Below are 14,610 nucleotides of genomic sequence, written 5' to 3'. Positions count from 1 at the left end.
CCGCTGGCGAACGCGCAGCCCGGCCCGACAGTGCTCCTGCTGGTTGGCCTCAACGGTGCCGGTAAGACCACGATGGCCGCCAAGCTGGCGCTCTTTCTGCGCAAGAAGCACCGTAATCCCCTGCTGGTCGCGTGCGACGTGTATCGTCCGGCGGCGATCAAGCAGCTTGAGACGCTCGGCAAGCAGATCCAGGTGCCGGTCTATACCGAGGGCACCGAGGTCGCGCCGCCGGTGATCGCGCGGCATGGCCTGGCCGAGGCCCGCAAGAACGGCAATCAGGTCGTGATCATCGACACCGCCGGTCGCTTGCAGATCGACGAAGCGCTGATGCAGGAGCTTGAGGAGATCCGCGCCGAGATCCAGCCGCACGAGACGCTGCTGGTCGTGGACGCGATGATCGGCCAGGAGTCGGTGCGGGTTGCCGAGGAGTTCAACCGGCGCGTGCCGCTGACCGGCTTCGTGATGACCAAGATCGACGGCGATGCGCGCGGTGGCGCGGCGCTCTCGATCCGTCAGGTCACGGGCGTGCCGATCAAGTTCCTGGGCACCAGCGAAAAGGTCGACGGGCTGCAAGCCTTCGATCCGCCGCGCCTGGCCTCGCGCATCCTGGGCATGGGCGACGTACTGACGCTGATCGAGCGCGCGCAGGAGAACATCGACAAAGACGAAGCGGCCAAGATGCAGAAGAAAATGCAGAAGGGCAAGTTCGACTTTGAAGATTTCTTGAACGCGATGAAGCAGATGCGTCGGCTCGGCCCGCTCCAGCAGATTTTGGGCATGCTTCCGGGCATGTCGCAGCTCAAGATCGACGAGCATATCAACGAGGATGATCTCAAGCACGTCGAGGCGATCATCCAGTCGATGACGGCTGAGGAGCGGCGCAATCCCGACATCATCAAGCAGAGCCGCAAAGAGCGCATCGCGCGCGGCTCAGGCACGGATCTCGACGATGTCAACGAGCTGCTCAAGCAGTTCCGCGAGATGCAGCGGATGATGAAGGGCATGATGGGCATGATGCCCGGCGCGGGCGGCAAGCCATCGACCAACAATAAAGGCGGCAGCGGCAAGAAGGGCAAGAAAAAGAAAAAGCATCGTGGTGGCCCGTCGTTGCCGATGCCCGGCGCTGGGCTGGGGCCGCAGGGCGGTCTGGGGCCAAAGAGCAGCCCATCCGATATCGAAAGCTTGCTACGTAATATGCGTAAAGAGCAGTAGCAAGTGTCCTGGTCCGCTCAGGTCGGGCGGCGATCGGACAGCATGTTGATTATTAACTAACTATTTGTTATTCGGAGGATTTCGTGGTTCGGATTCGTTTGCTGCGGCGCGGCAAGAACAAAAAGCCTAGCTATCGTGTCGTCGTTGCCGATTCGCGCTCGCCGCGTGATGGCAAGTTTATCGAGATCATTGGGAACTACAACCCGGTACAGCAGCCCAAGGTGCTGAACATCAACGCCGACCGCGCGCGCTACTGGCTAAGCGTCGGCGCGCAGCCCTCGGAGACGGTCGCCTATCTGCTGGGCAAAGTTGGCGTCGATGCGAAGCCGGGCACGCCCTACACGCCAGAGGCGGCGCAGCCAGCCGAAGCGCAGGGCTAACGCGCCGTCAGGCCAGGGGCGGGTGCCCTTTGGGCCCGGGTTGTCCCCCAATCATTTCCCGTTCTCATGCGGAATCTGACACCCTGTTTTCAAAGCATGCTGCTTGATTCTGCATGAGACGATTGAGGAGTTGAGCAAGAGCAAAAGGCATGTCGGTAGCCTTTTGTTCTTTGTGCTACATTATGAAAGAATTGCTCCTGTTCATCGTTAAAGAGCTGGTCGATCATCCCGAAGCGGTGCGCGTTCGCGAGCGCGATGGACGGTTTGCGATCACGCTGGAGCTGACGGTTGCGCCGACCGATGCGGGCAAGGTGATCGGGCGAAGCGGACGGGTTGCCAAGGCGATCCGCGACGTGCTGGGCGTTGCCGCGGCACGCGAGCGCAAGCGTGTTCACTTAGATATTAACTCGTAACATGAGCCAGAACCCACGCCCCTCACCCGACGAACTGCTGCTGGTCGGGCAGATCACGATGCCGTTTGGTATTCACGGCCAGCTTAAGCTGCACGCGATCACCAATCGCCCTGAGCATCTGCGCCGCATCTCAGTGGTGTTTATCGGCGAGGATCTCACGCCCTACAAGCTGCGCCGGGCTGCCGAGCATAAAGCCTCGGTGATGATCATCAACCTCTCCGGCATCGACACGCGCGAGGCTGCCGAGGCGCTGCGCGGCCAGGAGGTCTATATCCGCCAGGCCGACGCGCTGCCGCTGGACGAGGATGAGTACTACCTGCACGACCTGCCGGGTCTGCGCGTCGAAACCGTGGACGGGGCAGTTGTCGGCACGGTCAAAGAGGTCATCGAAACCGGCGCGAATGAGGTGCTGGTCGTCACACGCCCCGAAGGCGGCGAGGCGCTGATCCCGATGATCAAGGATGTGGTCAAGCAGCTCAACGTCGCGGCGGGGCTGGTGGTGATCGATCCGCTGCCGGGTATGTTGGAGTAGTCCAGAATCAAAGCGCAGCGGGACGGGCTTTACGGCCCGTCCCGCTTGTATTTAAGCGGTGGCCGCTACACGGTGGCTACGAAGCAGCCGGTATTTTTGGGCACGCGCAACACGCCCTCGCGCTCGATGATCGCCGCGATTCGTCGCTCCACCAGCGGCAGCAGCCTTGCCCGGTGGCTGCCGTCCTCAGGCAGCTTCTCGATCAGATCGATCGGCATCGAGGCATAGTACGCAAGCGCCGCCTGCGGTGTAGGAAAAAGAAACGCATCCTGATACACGTGGCGCTCGGCGGTGGGAAAGACCTCACGCACGAGATCGAGATGGTCCAGGCTAAAGCGCGCGAGCACGCGATGACCAAGCGGCGTGTAGCCCGCCTCCTGCGCGGCCTCGGCATGCAGGTCGATCAGCCGCTGGCCGTTGTCGGCACCGTTGGTCGCCAGGATCACCTTGCCGCCGGGCGTGAGCACCCGGCGCATCTCACGCAGCGCCGCGCGCTGATCCGCGATATGATAGAGCATATGGTTGCCCATCACGCGCTCGCAGCAGGCGTCGGGCAGCGGCAGCGCCTCGGCGAACGCCTGCACCGGCTGGACCGGCAGCCGCTGCTGTTGCGCCTGCTGGCGTACCGCGTCGAGCATGCCGCGCGATGCATCGACCGCGACGATCCGCACGCCGTAGGGCACGAACAGCGGATGATAGATGCCGGAGCCGCAGCCAACATCGGCGATCAGCGCGTCCGGCTGCGGATCGATCAGCGGCATCAGCCAGTCGAAGAAGCTCCGCGTCTGCTCGCTGTAGAGCGCGTGGCTCTGCTGGCGGATGCGCAGCTTCTCGGCGTCGCCGTACTGGTAATCGAGGTAGTGTCGATCGGTTGCTACGTCGGCCATGCGCTTGCTCACTTGTTATAGCGGCGCTCAAGCTCGGCCCAGACCTGCTCAGGCGCGACGCCCTGATGAGCCAGCAGCACGAAGGTATGGTAGAGCAGATCGGCGGTTTCGTAGGCTAGCTCGTCGGGATCGCCTTTCATCGCGCCGATCACCACCTCGGTTGCCTCTTCGCCCACCTTTTTGCCAATCCGCTCAGGGCCGCCGTTGAGCAGCTTGACGGTGTACGATCCCTCGGTCTGCTCCTGCTTGCGCCGCTCGATCAGATCGGCAAGCTGGCTGAGCACCGCGCTGGCCGGACGCGGCGCGGTCGCGGGCTCGTCGGAGAGCGAGCGCCAGAAGCAGGAGCGCGCGCCCGTATGGCAGGTCGGCCCCGCAGGCTCGGCCAGCACCAGCAGCGTATCGCCGTCGCAATCCAGCCGGATCTCGACCAGCCGCAGCAGATTGCCGCTGGTTGCACCTTTTTGCCATAGCTCGCCGCGCGAGCGGCTCCAGAAGGTGACAAGGCCGCTCTCCTGGGTCTGAGCCAGCGCCGTCTCGTTCATGTAGCCCAGCATGAGCACCTCGCCGCTGCGAGCATGCTGCACGATCGCCGGGATCAAGCCTTTTTCGTCGAATTTGAGCATCACGCGATCCATCGAGCGGAGCGGCAGGCAGGCTGCCGATCCTGGCTGTACGCTAATGTTTAAAGTGGCGGCGTCCGGTGAAGACCATCACCAGCCCCAGCCGGTTCGCCGTGGCGATCACCTCGTCGTCGGCCTGCGAGCCGCCCGGCTGCACGATCGCAACCGCGCCTGCGGCTGCGGCAGCCTCCACGCCGTCGGCCTTGGGAAAGAACGCATCCGAGGCCAGCACGCTGCCCTGGGCGCGCTCGCCCGCCTTGCGCGCGGCGATCTGCACCGAGTCGACCCGCGAGGGCTGTCCCGCGCCCATTCCGACCAGCGTCTCGCCCTGCACCAGCACGATTGCATTCGACTTGACGAACGCGCACGCTTTCCAGGCGAAAACCAGTGCGGCTAGCTGCTCCGGCGTCGGCTGTCGCTCGGAGACGACCCTCCAGCCTGTCGGATCGTCGTCGGCGACGTTATCTCGGGCCTGAGCCAGCAGGCCGCCGCTGACCTGTCGATAGTCCCACAATGTACCATGCTGCGGGCGCATTGCAAGCTCAAGCAGGCGCAGGTTGGTCTTGCTCGCGAAGATCGCGCGGGCCTCGTCGTCGAACGCGGGCGCGATGATCACCTCGTAGAAGTAGCGCTGCATCGCGGCGGCCAGCCTGCCGTCGACCGGACGATTGATGCCGACGATGCCGCCGAACGCCGACACGGGATCGCCTGAGCGCGCCGCCGCATGTGCCGCGACCAGATCCCCGTCCGAGGCCAGGCCGCATGGGTTGCTGTGCTTGATGATGGTCACGGTCGGCGCTGCGAAGCTCTGCACGATCTGCCAGGCGGCATCGGCGTCGAGCAGGTTATTGAAGGATAGCTCCTTGCCCTGCAACGGCGTGGCGGCGGCGATCGTGCCGCTCGTGTCGGCGTCGGCGCGATAAAACGCGGCTGGCTGGTGCGGATTCTCGCCGTAGCGCAGGTCGTAGGCTTTGTGCCAGGCCAGCGGCAGCGTCGCCGGGAACTGCTCGACCGTCAGATAGGCGGCGATGGCGCTATCGTAGGCGGCGGTGTGGGCGAAGGCTTTGGCGGCCAGCGCGCGGCGCAGCGTGAGATCGACCGCGTCCTGTTGCAGCGCGGCCAGAATGCGCGGATAGTCGGCAGGCTCGACGACGACCAGCACGTCGGGGAAATTCTTGGCAGCGGCGCGGATCATGGTCGGCCCGCCGATGTCGATCTGCTCAAGCGCGTCTTGCAGCCCGACATCGGGCCGCGCGATCGTCTCGCGGAAGGGATAAAGATTGACCACGACCAGATCGATCGCCGCGATGCTGTGCTGCGCGATCTGCGCTACGTCGTCGGGGCGGCTGCGGCGATGCAGGATGCCGCCGTGAACGGCGGGATGCAGCGTTTTGACGCGGCCTTCGAGGATTTCGGGAAAGCCGGTCAGATCGCTGATCGAGCGAGCGGCCACCTGCTCGCGCTCCAGCGCTTTGAGCGTGCCGCCGGTCGAGAAGATTTCGACGCCGAGCGCGGCCAGACCACGGCTAAACTCGCCAAGCCCGGTTTTATCCGACACGCTGATGATTGCTCGCATAGTTCGCTCCTTTTGCCAACAAAAAAGGCTCCGAATGGTTCGGAACCCGGCCCAGGCGAACGGCACTGCATAGCGCTCGAACTTCCTCGTGGTACTCCACGTCGTATCGCCAGTCATTCGAGCGGCTCAGGTATCGGCCTGATTATACCGCTTTTTTTGAGTTCAACGTTCTGAGTTCAGGAATCAGGGGAGCATAGAAACAAGGGAGCAAGGGAACAAGAGAGCAAGGAGGCTACGGCTCTGTTCTTTATTCCCTTGTTCTTTTGCTTGTTCGTCCCCCAGGTCTTGGTTCGCCATCGGGTGAAGGGGTAGAGAAGATAATGGATGCCACTCCACACCCCCGGCCTCGCAGCGCTCGCCTACTGGTTCGTCCAGCGGTAGTACAGGAACGACGGCACAAAGGCCAGCACGGCGGCGACGAGGAGCGAGAAGAACGAGATCGAGCGGGCGATCCATAGGAGCTGCAACATGCGTGGATTGGCGACGTTGGGATAGAGGAACGCTACGGCGATATAGTGCAGCACCGCGAAGCCGATGATCATGATCCAGCCGGAGAGCTTAAGCCAGACCTCAAGCGGCGGACGATGGATCAGATCGAGCAGGCCGCCCAGCACCCGCGCGAAGCGGAACAGGACCATCGCCAGCACGATGATGCCGATCTCCAGAATCAGGCCAATATGGAACAGGTTATACTCCATCGTTTACACCTCAAGAATGCGACGCGCAATGCCATAGAAGCGGTAGACCACATAGGCCATCGCCATCGCCGATATGCACAGCGCGGTGAAGGCCCAGCCCTGCTGGCAGGCGCTAAAGCCCAGGCCCGTCTTGCATTCGCTCATCACACCCGCCGTAAAGAAGGCGTACGATTGAATGATGTTGTAGATCACGATCCCGATCGGCGCGACGACCATCGCGATCCAGAACGAGCGCTGGCCCGTCAGCATCTCGAAGCGCCGTGCGATCAGGCCGATCAGGATGAACGCGCCCCAGAGCAAGAATCCGGCGATCAGGCTGACATAGTTGGTGATGTCGAACAGGAGGCGATACGTGCCCGTGCTGAGCGAAACCGGCGATTGTCCGTTAGGCGACGGACGGGCTCCCCGCCAATCCTTGGCGGTATCCGAGTCGAGGCCCTGGGGATTGCGCACCAGCGCCGCGCCCGGCTTGGGCGCAGATGCCGCGCCTGCACCGGTCTTGCTCCAGCCCACGATCGGGCTTTTCTCCGGCGCGGGTCCCCAGTACACATGATCGACCTGGCTGCCGTCGACGCCGTACAGAATAACCGCGTCAGATTTTTCATTCCACGCGCCCGGCGTTTTGATGACGCGGTAGGCGTGCGGCGCGACGGTGCCCTCAAGCGTGGCGACATCGTCGCTGGCCGTGCCGAGTCGCCAGCCGTCGATCGCGATCGGCTCGTCGGTGTTGTTGTACAGCTCGACCCACGCCTCGGCTCCTTTCTGTGGCAGCACAAAGACCTCGTTGAGCACCAGCGCCGTCTCTTTATCGGTGCGTATGCCCACGCCCAGGAACGCCAGCAGCAGGGGCAGCACAAACGCAAGGCACAGGATCAACGGGATCAGCAGATCCGCCGAGCGCAGCCGTTCGAGCGACGGCATGCTGAAGGGGATAGGATAGGCTTTACGTTGCATGGGCGGAACACATCTCCTTTACCCACGGTGGTAGCGTCCAGTACAATCGCGACGTGATTATGCCGTGGCTTGTTGAACTTTGTTGCGCAGTTGATCGGCGAGCGAGCGTGCCCGCGATGGTCCGAGCAGCAGCGTCGTCGACTGCTCGAAAGCGGCGATGGCGCGCAGCATATGCTGCGGCGGCGCGTTCGGATCGTTGGGTTGCAGCCCGGTGCGGCGGAACGCATCTGCCAGCAGCACCCGCGCGCTGTTGCCGATGCCCGCGACGGCAAGCTTTTCGAGTTCGGGATAGAGCGGCGTGAGCTGCCGCTCCTCGACGCGGCCATCGATCAGCCCCGCATCCATCAGCTCGATAATCGTCTTGAAGGTGGTGAAATCGCCAAGGCCCGACAGCCGCGCGATGTCGGCGACCGTATTTTTGCCGTTGATCATCGTCAGCACGCGCCATTTATGCGCTTCCAGGTTGATCTCACGGCTCGAAGAGCGGGGATTCGGCACTAATTTGAGCACCATCTCGCCTGAGATGCGCTCGGCGATACTGGCCCACTCATCCTGGCGACCGATGCCCTCCATGATGATGATTTCGTTGGAAACGCGGACATTCGGCGGCGGCAGTGGAATCCGCTCGTGCAGCTTGAATGGGCCGGAGGTGCAGGTGAAGAAGCTGTAGACCGCTTCCTCGCCCACCAGGCTGCCAAGCTGTGCGCCGCAGATCTTGCCCTCGTTGAAAAAGACCCAGCCGCTGAGCTGCTCTTTGCCCCGGCGTCCATGGATCTCAACGCCGCCGGTTTTCTTGCCCAGATCGATCAGCTGGATAATATCGACGAGTCCGAAATCCCCCAGATCTCCTTCGAGCGCCATAATTACACAGTTCATCAGCGTAATGCAGCACGCGCGTGTGCCGTGTATTACGCCGCATAAAGTTAGAGCTTGCTGATAACGATTTTACTGATGCCCTTGAGTGTGTCGAACACGCCCGGCCCCGATGCGGCGCATGCCTCGAACCGCGTCCAGTTGAACGGGTTGAGGTACTTGTCGAGGATCGCTACGGGCAGCGCGTTCGGCAGATCGCGCTTATTATATTGCAGCACCAGCGGAAAGTCTTGAAACTTTTTGCCCTGCTTCTGGATATTGCGCGCCAGCTCTTTCAAGCTGTTGACGTTCTCCTCCAGCTTGCTGCGCTGCGAGTCGGCCACGAAGACCACACCGTCCGCGCCGTTCAGGACCGCGACGCGCGTGCGCTCGTAGAGCACCTGCCCGGGGACCGTGTAGAGATGAAAGCGCGTTTGAAAGCCGCGCACCTTACCCAGATCGAGCGGCAAGAAGTCGAAGAAAAGCGTGCGCTCGGTTTCCGTGGCGATCGACAGCAGCTCGCCTTTGGTCGCCTGCGGAACCTGGCTGTGAATATACTGAAGGTTGGTCGTCTTGCCGCACATACCGGGGCCGTAATACACGATCTTACAGTGAATCTCGCGGGCGGCGACGTTGATGAGTGCCATGTGCTAAAGCCCCTTGTATTAGTCACGGAACAACAGATCGATCGTATCTTCCATCGAGGTGCGGAAGCTGGAGCCGAGCACGTCGTCGCGAACGCGGCGCGACTGACGCACGCGCTGGAGGATCGTCGCCAGCTCCTCGGAGGCTTTTTTGATCAGCACCTTGACCAGACCGATATGTGTTTCCTTGTTGAAGATAATCGTCAAAATCCACTGCTCGGCGATCAGCGCGATGAACAGGTTTTCGCGCACGCCCTGCTGGAAGAGCATCTTGAAGTCTTTTTCACGCAGCAGCTTGGCTACCTCGCGCGATGAGGCGAATGTGCCTGCGATCAGCGCGCCCAGCGCCGTGGTATCCTGACGGTTGGCATCGCCGTGGCAGGCGATCACCTGACCACTCTTGTCAAGCAACAGGGCGTGATTGCCGCCTGTTTCTTCGACGAGCCGGTTCAGCACCTCTTCGATGTGCGCGGTTTCGTCAGGCGGCACGATCAAGCTAGTAAGTTGTGGATCGAGGGCCATGATTTCCTGCCTTTGGCAATGATAGATGAGCCACAATAGACGGCGACAATGCCGCGTAGATGTGTTCCGATGGTCAGGGCCGTACGCGACGAGCCGGACAGCTAGATCGCATGGATCGCATTCACGAATGCGTCGTAGTGTTTTTGCACCAGAAACCGCAGACGACCGAGCTGCCCACGCCCCTGGGTCAGAATAAGCAACATCGCGTCGGGCGTCAGCGGCTCGATCAAGACCAGTCCCTCGGCATATTCGAGCGTGATTTGCTCGGCGGTGCCCCTGGTAATCTCGCGCCCAAGGGCTTCGGCCAGCGCCAGGCCGTTCGCTGCAACCGCACAGATGGCTTCTGTATCGACTCCGTTACGCGCGGCGCTTTCCATCAGCAAACCATCGGTTGCGACGACAGCCGCGAGGTCAACCCCATCGATCACCCGGAACCGATTTAGTAGAGCGTGGAGCGACGTGCTCATGAGCCGTGTATTCCTTTGTGTACGGATATCCGCAGTTGATACGCAACACCTGCGTTGCCATCCTGCGACAGTGTGTAGGAGAAGCGCACACGAGGTGTCCCGCGTCGTATGATACGCAATTCGCCAGGGCGTAGCAGTAAACTGGCGGGCTATCTCAGGGGATTACTCCTTGTGATGGAGTGGGCAGGACCGCTACGGCCCGAGGCCAGGAGACGAAAGAACCATGTGAGGAACCAAGAACCGGGGAACAGGCGACCCAGGAGCTAACGGCTGAGGGCCTGAACTCGAAACTCCCTACGCTATGGCAGCCTGGACATGCGCATACGAGCAGCTCCCGGATCGGTGCCGCTCGGCCTGACGATTGCGGTGCGCGGGGGAATCGGGCGCTCAGCGCTCCTCCAGCCGACGCCTCGCGCGCCGACCATTGAGCGTTTCTTTGGGGGGACGGCCCGTGCGGATGTTGCGCAGCGAGGTGACGGTAGCTTCCAGGGCACGATCGGCCCAGCTATAGATCGTGGGACGGCTCCGGTCTAGCTCCTGCGACAACTGCGTCACATTGGCACGGTATTCGGGATCAAAGGTGGCGAGGTTGATCCGAGCTGCCGCGATAATCTGGCGGAGTTCGTCTTCGGTCAGATGATAGTCTTCGATGAGTTTGCGGGCGCGCTTGCTCGTGAGATCGATGTGCATACCGCGACTCCTAAATCATGCTTGGATAATCCTAGCATGTTTTGTGAAAGTTGTCTAGTTGGGTGTAAATGCTTGTTCGATGGCTTGTGAGCGGTATGCCGTTGAAGGGCGCTTAGAAGAATTGTGAACTCGGTAACAATGGTTGACACATCTGTTTGCACACCTTTTCGTATGTGTAAAGCGGAGGTAGAGGGTGCCAGGCTGGACGCATCAACAGCACCAGGCCGGATCGCTCAGCGATCCGGCCTGGCATGGCTTCAACGGGCTGCTATTGACCGCGTGCCTTGGTCTGCTCGCCGTCGGTGTGGACCTCGACGGCCTTGCCTTCGAGCGCGCGCCCCGTGTTAACGGTGATCCGGCGTGGCTTGACTTCCTCGGCCTTGGGAATTTCCAGGTGCAGAATGCCTTGCTCCAGCGTCGCGCGTACCGCATCGGCTTTGACCGCCGTCGGCAGGCTGATCGTGCGGCTGAAGCGACCATAGCGCCGCTCCATCACATGATAGTTAGCCGGCTTGTCGCTGGTCTGCTGCTCCTTGCGGGTTTCGCCGCGAATGGTCAGCACGTTATCCTGGATGGTAATATCGAGATCTTCCGGCTTGAAGCCGGGCACGACGGCATCGACGACGAACTCATCCTGGGTTTCGCTGACATCCAACGGCATCGAGAACGTAGCGCTGCCGCTTCCCATACGCGCGGGGCTGACGAAGCTTTCTTCAAAGAGCTGGTTCATAGCGTCGCGCAGGCTCAACATCTCGCCAAACGGATCAAAGCGCCGCATGTTTGCCATAATAGATGCCTCCTTCACAGTAGTATGGTTGCGTTCTGCGATATACTGTATAACGTCTGAACTGCGATCCGCAGCTCGTTTTTCGTTCCGATCACTATCATAGCGATCGAACGTTAATCAGGTGTTTGTGGAGCATTAGAGTAGTGTTAGATTTATCCGACTATCAACTGCGCCAGCGCGATTACCTGCTACGGATCAGCCAGGCGATTACCGCGCAGCTCGATCTGCAAGCGGTCCTGAGCCTGGTCGTGCGCTATGCGGTCGAGATCGTCGCTGGTAACTACGGCTTTATCGCGCTCCACGAAGAGCCTGACGGCGAGCTACAGATTGCCGTCGCCTACAACATCGCGCCGGAGCAGTATCCCGACTTCAAGCCGCTGCTGCGGGTGCTGGCAAGGTCCGGCGCGCCCAACCAGGAGCGTGTGCGGGCGGTGCTGCGGATCGCCGATCGGCTGCACCTGCCGCTGCGCCAGGTCGTCTCGCTGCCGCTGCTGCTGCGCGGCGCTCCGATCGGCGTGATCGTCGTCTTTCGGGCGGCGGTCAATGTTGCGTTTACGCTCGACGATCAGGCGCTGATCGAGGCGTTTGCCAATCAGGCCGCTGTTGCGGTGCAGAATGCGCGGCTGTACGAGGCTGCCGTGCAGGAGCAGGAGCGGCTGAACGCGATCATCGAACAGGCGGCGGATGGCGTGATGATCCTCGATCGTCGCTGGCGGATCACGTCGTTCAATCGCGCGATGGAGCATCTCACAGGCTGGCCGCGCGAAGAGGCGATCGGACGGCCCTGCGCCGAGGTGCTCGGCATCCACAGCGATCAGGGCATCAATATTTGCTTGACGGCCTGCCCGCTCCAATGCTTCCCACGCCAGCCCAATCCGACGGTTGAGGGTAGAATCACGACGCGCGATGGACGCGAGCGCTATATTTCAAGCCGGTACTCGCCCACATATGGCCCTGACGAGGAGTTCCTGGGCGCGATTGCCAACGTCCGCGATATTACGGCGCGCAAGCTGGAAGAGCAGCAGCAGGCGACGTTTATCTCGGTGATCTCGCACGAGCTTAAGACGCCGGTGGCGATCATCAAAGGCTACGCCAGCACGCTGCGCCGCACCGATGCGAACTGGGATCACGATACGCTGCTGGACGGAATGCAGGTGATCGAGGAGGAGGCCGACCGGCTGGATGCGCTGATCGGGAACTTGCTCGATGTATCGCGGCTGCAGGCCAGCGGCCTGCGCTTGCAGTTCGGCCCCGTCGATCTTCCGGCCCTGGCCGAGCGGACGGTGCAGGGCATCGCGGCGGGCGCACCGGAGCACTTCGAGTTTCAACTGCGCTTTCCCGGCTCGTTTCCGCCGGTCCACGCCGACGAGGAGCGCCTGCGGATGGTGCTGGCAAATCTGCTGTCGAATGCCGTCAAATATAGCCCGGAGGGTGGGATCATCCGGGTTGGCGGCTGGACCGAAGGTGGCGAGGCGATCGTGTATGTGGCCGACCAGGGCGTCGGTATCGCGCCCGAAGACCAACCGCGTATCTTCGAGCGCTTTTATCGCGTTGACAATACCCTAGGCCGACAAACGCAGGGAGCCGGTCTTGGCCTCTACCTGGCACATGCGATCATCGAAGCGCACGGCGGAACATTGCGTGTGGAGAGCCAGCCGGGGCGCGGCTCCCGCTTTGTTTTCACGCTGCCGCTCGAACGGCGCAGCCTGCCGGTAGAATCGGATCTGCCGCCTACCGAGGAATAGCGACCTTCGGCGTGGTCCGCAGAGTCGGCGAACTGCTTGTGTTTAAGTTGCTCAAAAGAACATAAAGCACGATAATAGAGCAAAACACGTAGGGTCGTATCGTGGGCGTACCAATCCCCCCGGCCCTGTTCATGGAGCTTATGATATGCCTGGAAGACGAATGCTACGCGACATGATGAGTGTCAACGATATTTATAGTTATGCCGAGCCGATTATAGAGCTGCTGCGCGAGGAGTATGGCTCGTACGACGCCGACACGCTGGACGAGGTGCAGGTCGAAGATGGATTTGCGCAGCGGCTTCAGGCGCGCGGCTACGAGGTGCGGGTCGAAAGCGAGCCAGCAGCGCCAGGCGTATCAGCGGCTCCCGTTTCGACACCTCCCGTGTCGGCGCCATCGGTGTCGGCGCCGGAAACCCCGATCGTGCCCGTCACCGTGGTGCGGACGCGGCGTGCAACGTCGAACACCGGCGGCACGGCTCGTCCTCGCCGCGCGACGCCAGCCGGTGATGGCCCGCGCCCGGCACCGAGCGCCGAGACGAGCCGGGGAAGCGCGGAGAGCGCCCGCCCGCCGGAGAGCAGCGCCGAGACGACGGGATCTCAGCCAGATGCGGCTGGTGCAGAGAGCGCGCGGCCCGCGCCCAGGACACGGCGGACAACCCGCACGCGATCGAGCAACAATGGTGAGGCTGCGTCGTAGGGGGACGAAAGCTCAAAGAACTTGAAGCTTGAAACTCGAAACCAAGCGCCATCAGTGAACATGCCATAGAGATCTATGACGATACAGAGCACAAGCGAGCAGCCCAGGATCGAGCTTAAAGATCGGCTCGTGCTGGTGGTGGACGACGAGCCGCGCATCGTAAACTTTGTGCGGATGAACCTTGAGCTTGAAGGCTGTCGGGTGATCGCGGCGAGCAATGGCCGGGAGGCGCTGGATCGCATCCGCGATAACTTGCCCGACATCGTGCTGCTGGACATCATGATGCCGGGCATGGATGGCTTTGAGGTGCTGCGCCGCCTGCGGCAGTTCTCGACGGTCCCGGTGATCGTGCTGACGGCCAAAGATCAGGAGGACGATCGGATTCAAGGGCTGGAGCTGGGAGCGGACGATTATATCGGCAAGCCGTTCTCGCACCGCGAGCTGCTGAGCCGGATTCGCGCGGTGCTGCGGCGACATGCCACGCCGCCGCCGGTGCCGCAGACACAGCTTAAGATCGACGATCGGCTGACGATCGATTTCGCCAAGCACGAGGTGCTGGTCCATGGCGAGCCGGTGAGCCTGCGCCCGACCGAGTATCGTCTGCTGTACCATCTGGTGCAGAACGCGGGCTGGGTCATGCCCCACGACGTGCTGCTGGCGAAGGTCTGGGGGCCTGAGTACCGCGACGAGAGCCATTATCTGCGGCTGTATATCACCTACCTGCGGCAGAAGATCGAAGAAGATCCGGCCAATCCGCGCTACATATTGACGGAGCGCGGCGTCGGCTATCGCTTCGTCGATTTCCGCAACAAGCAGGCGTAGCATTCCGTTATGCCGAACTGGCAATGCAGCCGCTCATCCTCGGACGATGGGCGGCTGTTTTGAACCTATCCGACGTTGTGCCGCCTGCGGCACACTACCCGCTACCGAACTT

General features: G+C 61.8%; 18 protein-coding genes and 1 riboswitch. Of the genes, 7 read left to right on the top strand and 11 right to left on the bottom strand.

The window, feature by feature from the left end:
• From ffh to rimM, 4 genes are all read left to right on the top strand, one after another.
• Nucleotides 1-1,212: signal recognition particle protein (gene ffh / locus VFZ66_29020; protein HEX6293257.1), on the top strand; the 1,212-nt coding region annotated here is incomplete at its 5' end.
• Between the two features lie 83 nt (nucleotides 1,213-1,295).
• Nucleotides 1,296-1,592 (top strand): 30S ribosomal protein S16, encoded by a 297-nt coding sequence (gene rpsP / locus VFZ66_29015; protein HEX6293256.1) that lies wholly within the window; start codon nucleotides 1,296-1,298, stop codon nucleotides 1,590-1,592.
• A gap of 182 nt (nucleotides 1,593-1,774) precedes the next feature.
• Entirely contained in the window at nucleotides 1,775-2,005 is a 231-nt protein-coding gene (locus VFZ66_29010; GenBank protein ID HEX6293255.1) for a KH domain-containing protein, read from the top strand.
• Between the two features lies 1 nt (nucleotide 2,006).
• Nucleotides 2,007-2,537, top strand: a complete 531-nt coding sequence (gene rimM / locus VFZ66_29005; protein HEX6293254.1) for a ribosome maturation factor RimM — start codon at nucleotides 2,007-2,009, stop codon at nucleotides 2,535-2,537.
• A gap of 65 nt (nucleotides 2,538-2,602) precedes the next feature.
• Here the strand turns inward: rimM and VFZ66_29000 are convergent, their stop codons facing one another.
• The 11 genes from VFZ66_29000 to VFZ66_28950 form a co-directional block, all read right to left on the bottom strand.
• Nucleotides 2,603-3,424, bottom strand: a complete 822-nt coding sequence (locus VFZ66_29000; GenBank protein ID HEX6293253.1) for a class I SAM-dependent methyltransferase — start codon at nucleotides 3,422-3,424, stop codon at nucleotides 2,603-2,605.
• Nucleotides 3,425-3,432: 8 nt separating this feature from the next.
• Nucleotides 3,433-4,047, bottom strand: a complete 615-nt coding sequence (gene hisIE / locus VFZ66_28995) for a bifunctional phosphoribosyl-AMP cyclohydrolase/phosphoribosyl-ATP diphosphatase HisIE (GenBank protein ID HEX6293252.1) — start codon at nucleotides 4,045-4,047, stop codon at nucleotides 3,433-3,435.
• A gap of 52 nt (nucleotides 4,048-4,099) precedes the next feature.
• Entirely contained in the window at nucleotides 4,100-5,620 is a 1,521-nt protein-coding gene (purH, locus tag VFZ66_28990) for a bifunctional phosphoribosylaminoimidazolecarboxamide formyltransferase/IMP cyclohydrolase (GenBank protein ID HEX6293251.1), read from the bottom strand.
• A gap of 42 nt (nucleotides 5,621-5,662) precedes the next feature.
• Nucleotides 5,663-5,747: riboswitch (ZMP/ZTP riboswitch) on the bottom strand.
• A gap of 232 nt (nucleotides 5,748-5,979) precedes the next feature.
• A complete protein-coding gene (locus VFZ66_28985; GenBank protein HEX6293250.1) occupies nucleotides 5,980-6,318 on the bottom strand; it encodes a hypothetical protein in 339 nt (112 codons plus the stop codon).
• Nucleotides 6,319-6,321: 3 nt separating this feature from the next.
• Nucleotides 6,322-7,272, bottom strand: coding sequence for a lamin tail domain-containing protein (locus tag VFZ66_28980; protein ID HEX6293249.1), 951 nt, complete (start codon nucleotides 7,270-7,272; stop codon nucleotides 6,322-6,324).
• 57 nt (nucleotides 7,273-7,329) lie between these two features.
• Complete coding sequence (locus tag VFZ66_28975) at nucleotides 7,330-8,148, bottom strand: DUF4388 domain-containing protein (GenBank protein ID HEX6293248.1); 819 nt, start codon at nucleotides 8,146-8,148, stop codon at nucleotides 7,330-7,332.
• 47 nt (nucleotides 8,149-8,195) lie between these two features.
• Nucleotides 8,196-8,771 (bottom strand): GTPase domain-containing protein, encoded by a 576-nt coding sequence (locus VFZ66_28970; protein ID HEX6293247.1) that lies wholly within the window; start codon nucleotides 8,769-8,771, stop codon nucleotides 8,196-8,198.
• Nucleotides 8,772-8,789: 18 nt separating this feature from the next.
• Nucleotides 8,790-9,290, bottom strand: a complete 501-nt coding sequence (locus VFZ66_28965; GenBank protein ID HEX6293246.1) for a roadblock/LC7 domain-containing protein — start codon at nucleotides 9,288-9,290, stop codon at nucleotides 8,790-8,792.
• A 101-nt stretch (nucleotides 9,291-9,391) separates the two neighbouring features.
• Complete coding sequence (locus VFZ66_28960) at nucleotides 9,392-9,757, bottom strand: roadblock/LC7 domain-containing protein (GenBank protein ID HEX6293245.1); 366 nt, start codon at nucleotides 9,755-9,757, stop codon at nucleotides 9,392-9,394.
• A 387-nt stretch (nucleotides 9,758-10,144) separates the two neighbouring features.
• Nucleotides 10,145-10,447, bottom strand: coding sequence for a hypothetical protein (locus tag VFZ66_28955; protein ID HEX6293244.1), 303 nt, complete (start codon nucleotides 10,445-10,447; stop codon nucleotides 10,145-10,147).
• A 268-nt stretch (nucleotides 10,448-10,715) separates the two neighbouring features.
• On the bottom strand, nucleotides 10,716-11,234 hold the full coding sequence (locus VFZ66_28950) for an Hsp20/alpha crystallin family protein (protein ID HEX6293243.1): 519 nt from the start codon (nucleotides 11,232-11,234) through the stop codon (nucleotides 10,716-10,718).
• Nucleotides 11,235-11,377: 143 nt separating this feature from the next.
• Here VFZ66_28950 and VFZ66_28945 point away from each other — a divergent pair, with 143 nt between their 5' ends.
• From VFZ66_28945 to VFZ66_28935, 3 genes are all read left to right on the top strand, one after another.
• On the top strand, nucleotides 11,378-12,979 hold the full coding sequence (locus VFZ66_28945) for an ATP-binding protein (GenBank protein HEX6293242.1): 1,602 nt from the start codon (nucleotides 11,378-11,380) through the stop codon (nucleotides 12,977-12,979).
• Between the two features lie 145 nt (nucleotides 12,980-13,124).
• Complete coding sequence (locus tag VFZ66_28940) at nucleotides 13,125-13,676, top strand: hypothetical protein (GenBank protein ID HEX6293241.1); 552 nt, start codon at nucleotides 13,125-13,127, stop codon at nucleotides 13,674-13,676.
• A gap of 75 nt (nucleotides 13,677-13,751) precedes the next feature.
• Nucleotides 13,752-14,498 (top strand): response regulator transcription factor, encoded by a 747-nt coding sequence (locus tag VFZ66_28935; protein HEX6293240.1) that lies wholly within the window; start codon nucleotides 13,752-13,754, stop codon nucleotides 14,496-14,498.
• The last annotated feature ends 112 nt before the right edge of the window (nucleotides 14,499-14,610 follow it).

It is taken from the genome of Herpetosiphonaceae bacterium, from assembly GCA_036374795.1.
In the GTDB taxonomy this organism is placed as follows: Bacteria; Chloroflexota; Chloroflexia; order Chloroflexales; family Kallotenuaceae; genus LB3-1.
This window is presented reverse-complemented; position numbering and strand designations above follow the sequence as displayed.

Coding starts and splice junctions, on each gene's coding strand:
- VFZ66_28980 (HEX6293249.1), bottom strand. CDS start 7,272: ATGCAACGTAAAGCCTATCCTATCCCCTTCAGCATGCCGTCGCTCGAA.
- VFZ66_28960 (HEX6293245.1), bottom strand. CDS start 9,757: ATGAGCACGTCGCTCCACGCTCTACTAAATCGGTTCCGGGTGATCGAT.
- VFZ66_28975 (HEX6293248.1), bottom strand. CDS start 8,148: ATGAACTGTGTAATTATGGCGCTCGAAGGAGATCTGGGGGATTTCGGA.
- VFZ66_28950 (HEX6293243.1), bottom strand. CDS start 11,234: ATGGCAAACATGCGGCGCTTTGATCCGTTTGGCGAGATGTTGAGCCTG.
- VFZ66_28955 (HEX6293244.1), bottom strand. CDS start 10,447: ATGCACATCGATCTCACGAGCAAGCGCGCCCGCAAACTCATCGAAGAC.
- purH (HEX6293251.1), bottom strand. CDS start 5,620: ATGCGAGCAATCATCAGCGTGTCGGATAAAACCGGGCTTGGCGAGTTT.
- VFZ66_29000 (HEX6293253.1), bottom strand. CDS start 3,424: ATGGCCGACGTAGCAACCGATCGACACTACCTCGATTACCAGTACGGC.
- VFZ66_28940 (HEX6293241.1), top strand. CDS start 13,125: ATGCCTGGAAGACGAATGCTACGCGACATGATGAGTGTCAACGATATT.
- VFZ66_28970 (HEX6293247.1), bottom strand. CDS start 8,771: ATGGCACTCATCAACGTCGCCGCCCGCGAGATTCACTGTAAGATCGTG.
- VFZ66_28985 (HEX6293250.1), bottom strand. CDS start 6,318: ATGGAGTATAACCTGTTCCATATTGGCCTGATTCTGGAGATCGGCATC.
- VFZ66_28965 (HEX6293246.1), bottom strand. CDS start 9,290: ATGGCCCTCGATCCACAACTTACTAGCTTGATCGTGCCGCCTGACGAA.
- VFZ66_28935 (HEX6293240.1), top strand. CDS start 13,752: ATGACGATACAGAGCACAAGCGAGCAGCCCAGGATCGAGCTTAAAGAT.
- hisIE (HEX6293252.1), bottom strand. CDS start 4,047: ATGCTCAAATTCGACGAAAAAGGCTTGATCCCGGCGATCGTGCAGCAT.
- rimM (HEX6293254.1), top strand. CDS start 2,007: ATGAGCCAGAACCCACGCCCCTCACCCGACGAACTGCTGCTGGTCGGG.
- VFZ66_29010 (HEX6293255.1), top strand. CDS start 1,775: ATGAAAGAATTGCTCCTGTTCATCGTTAAAGAGCTGGTCGATCATCCC.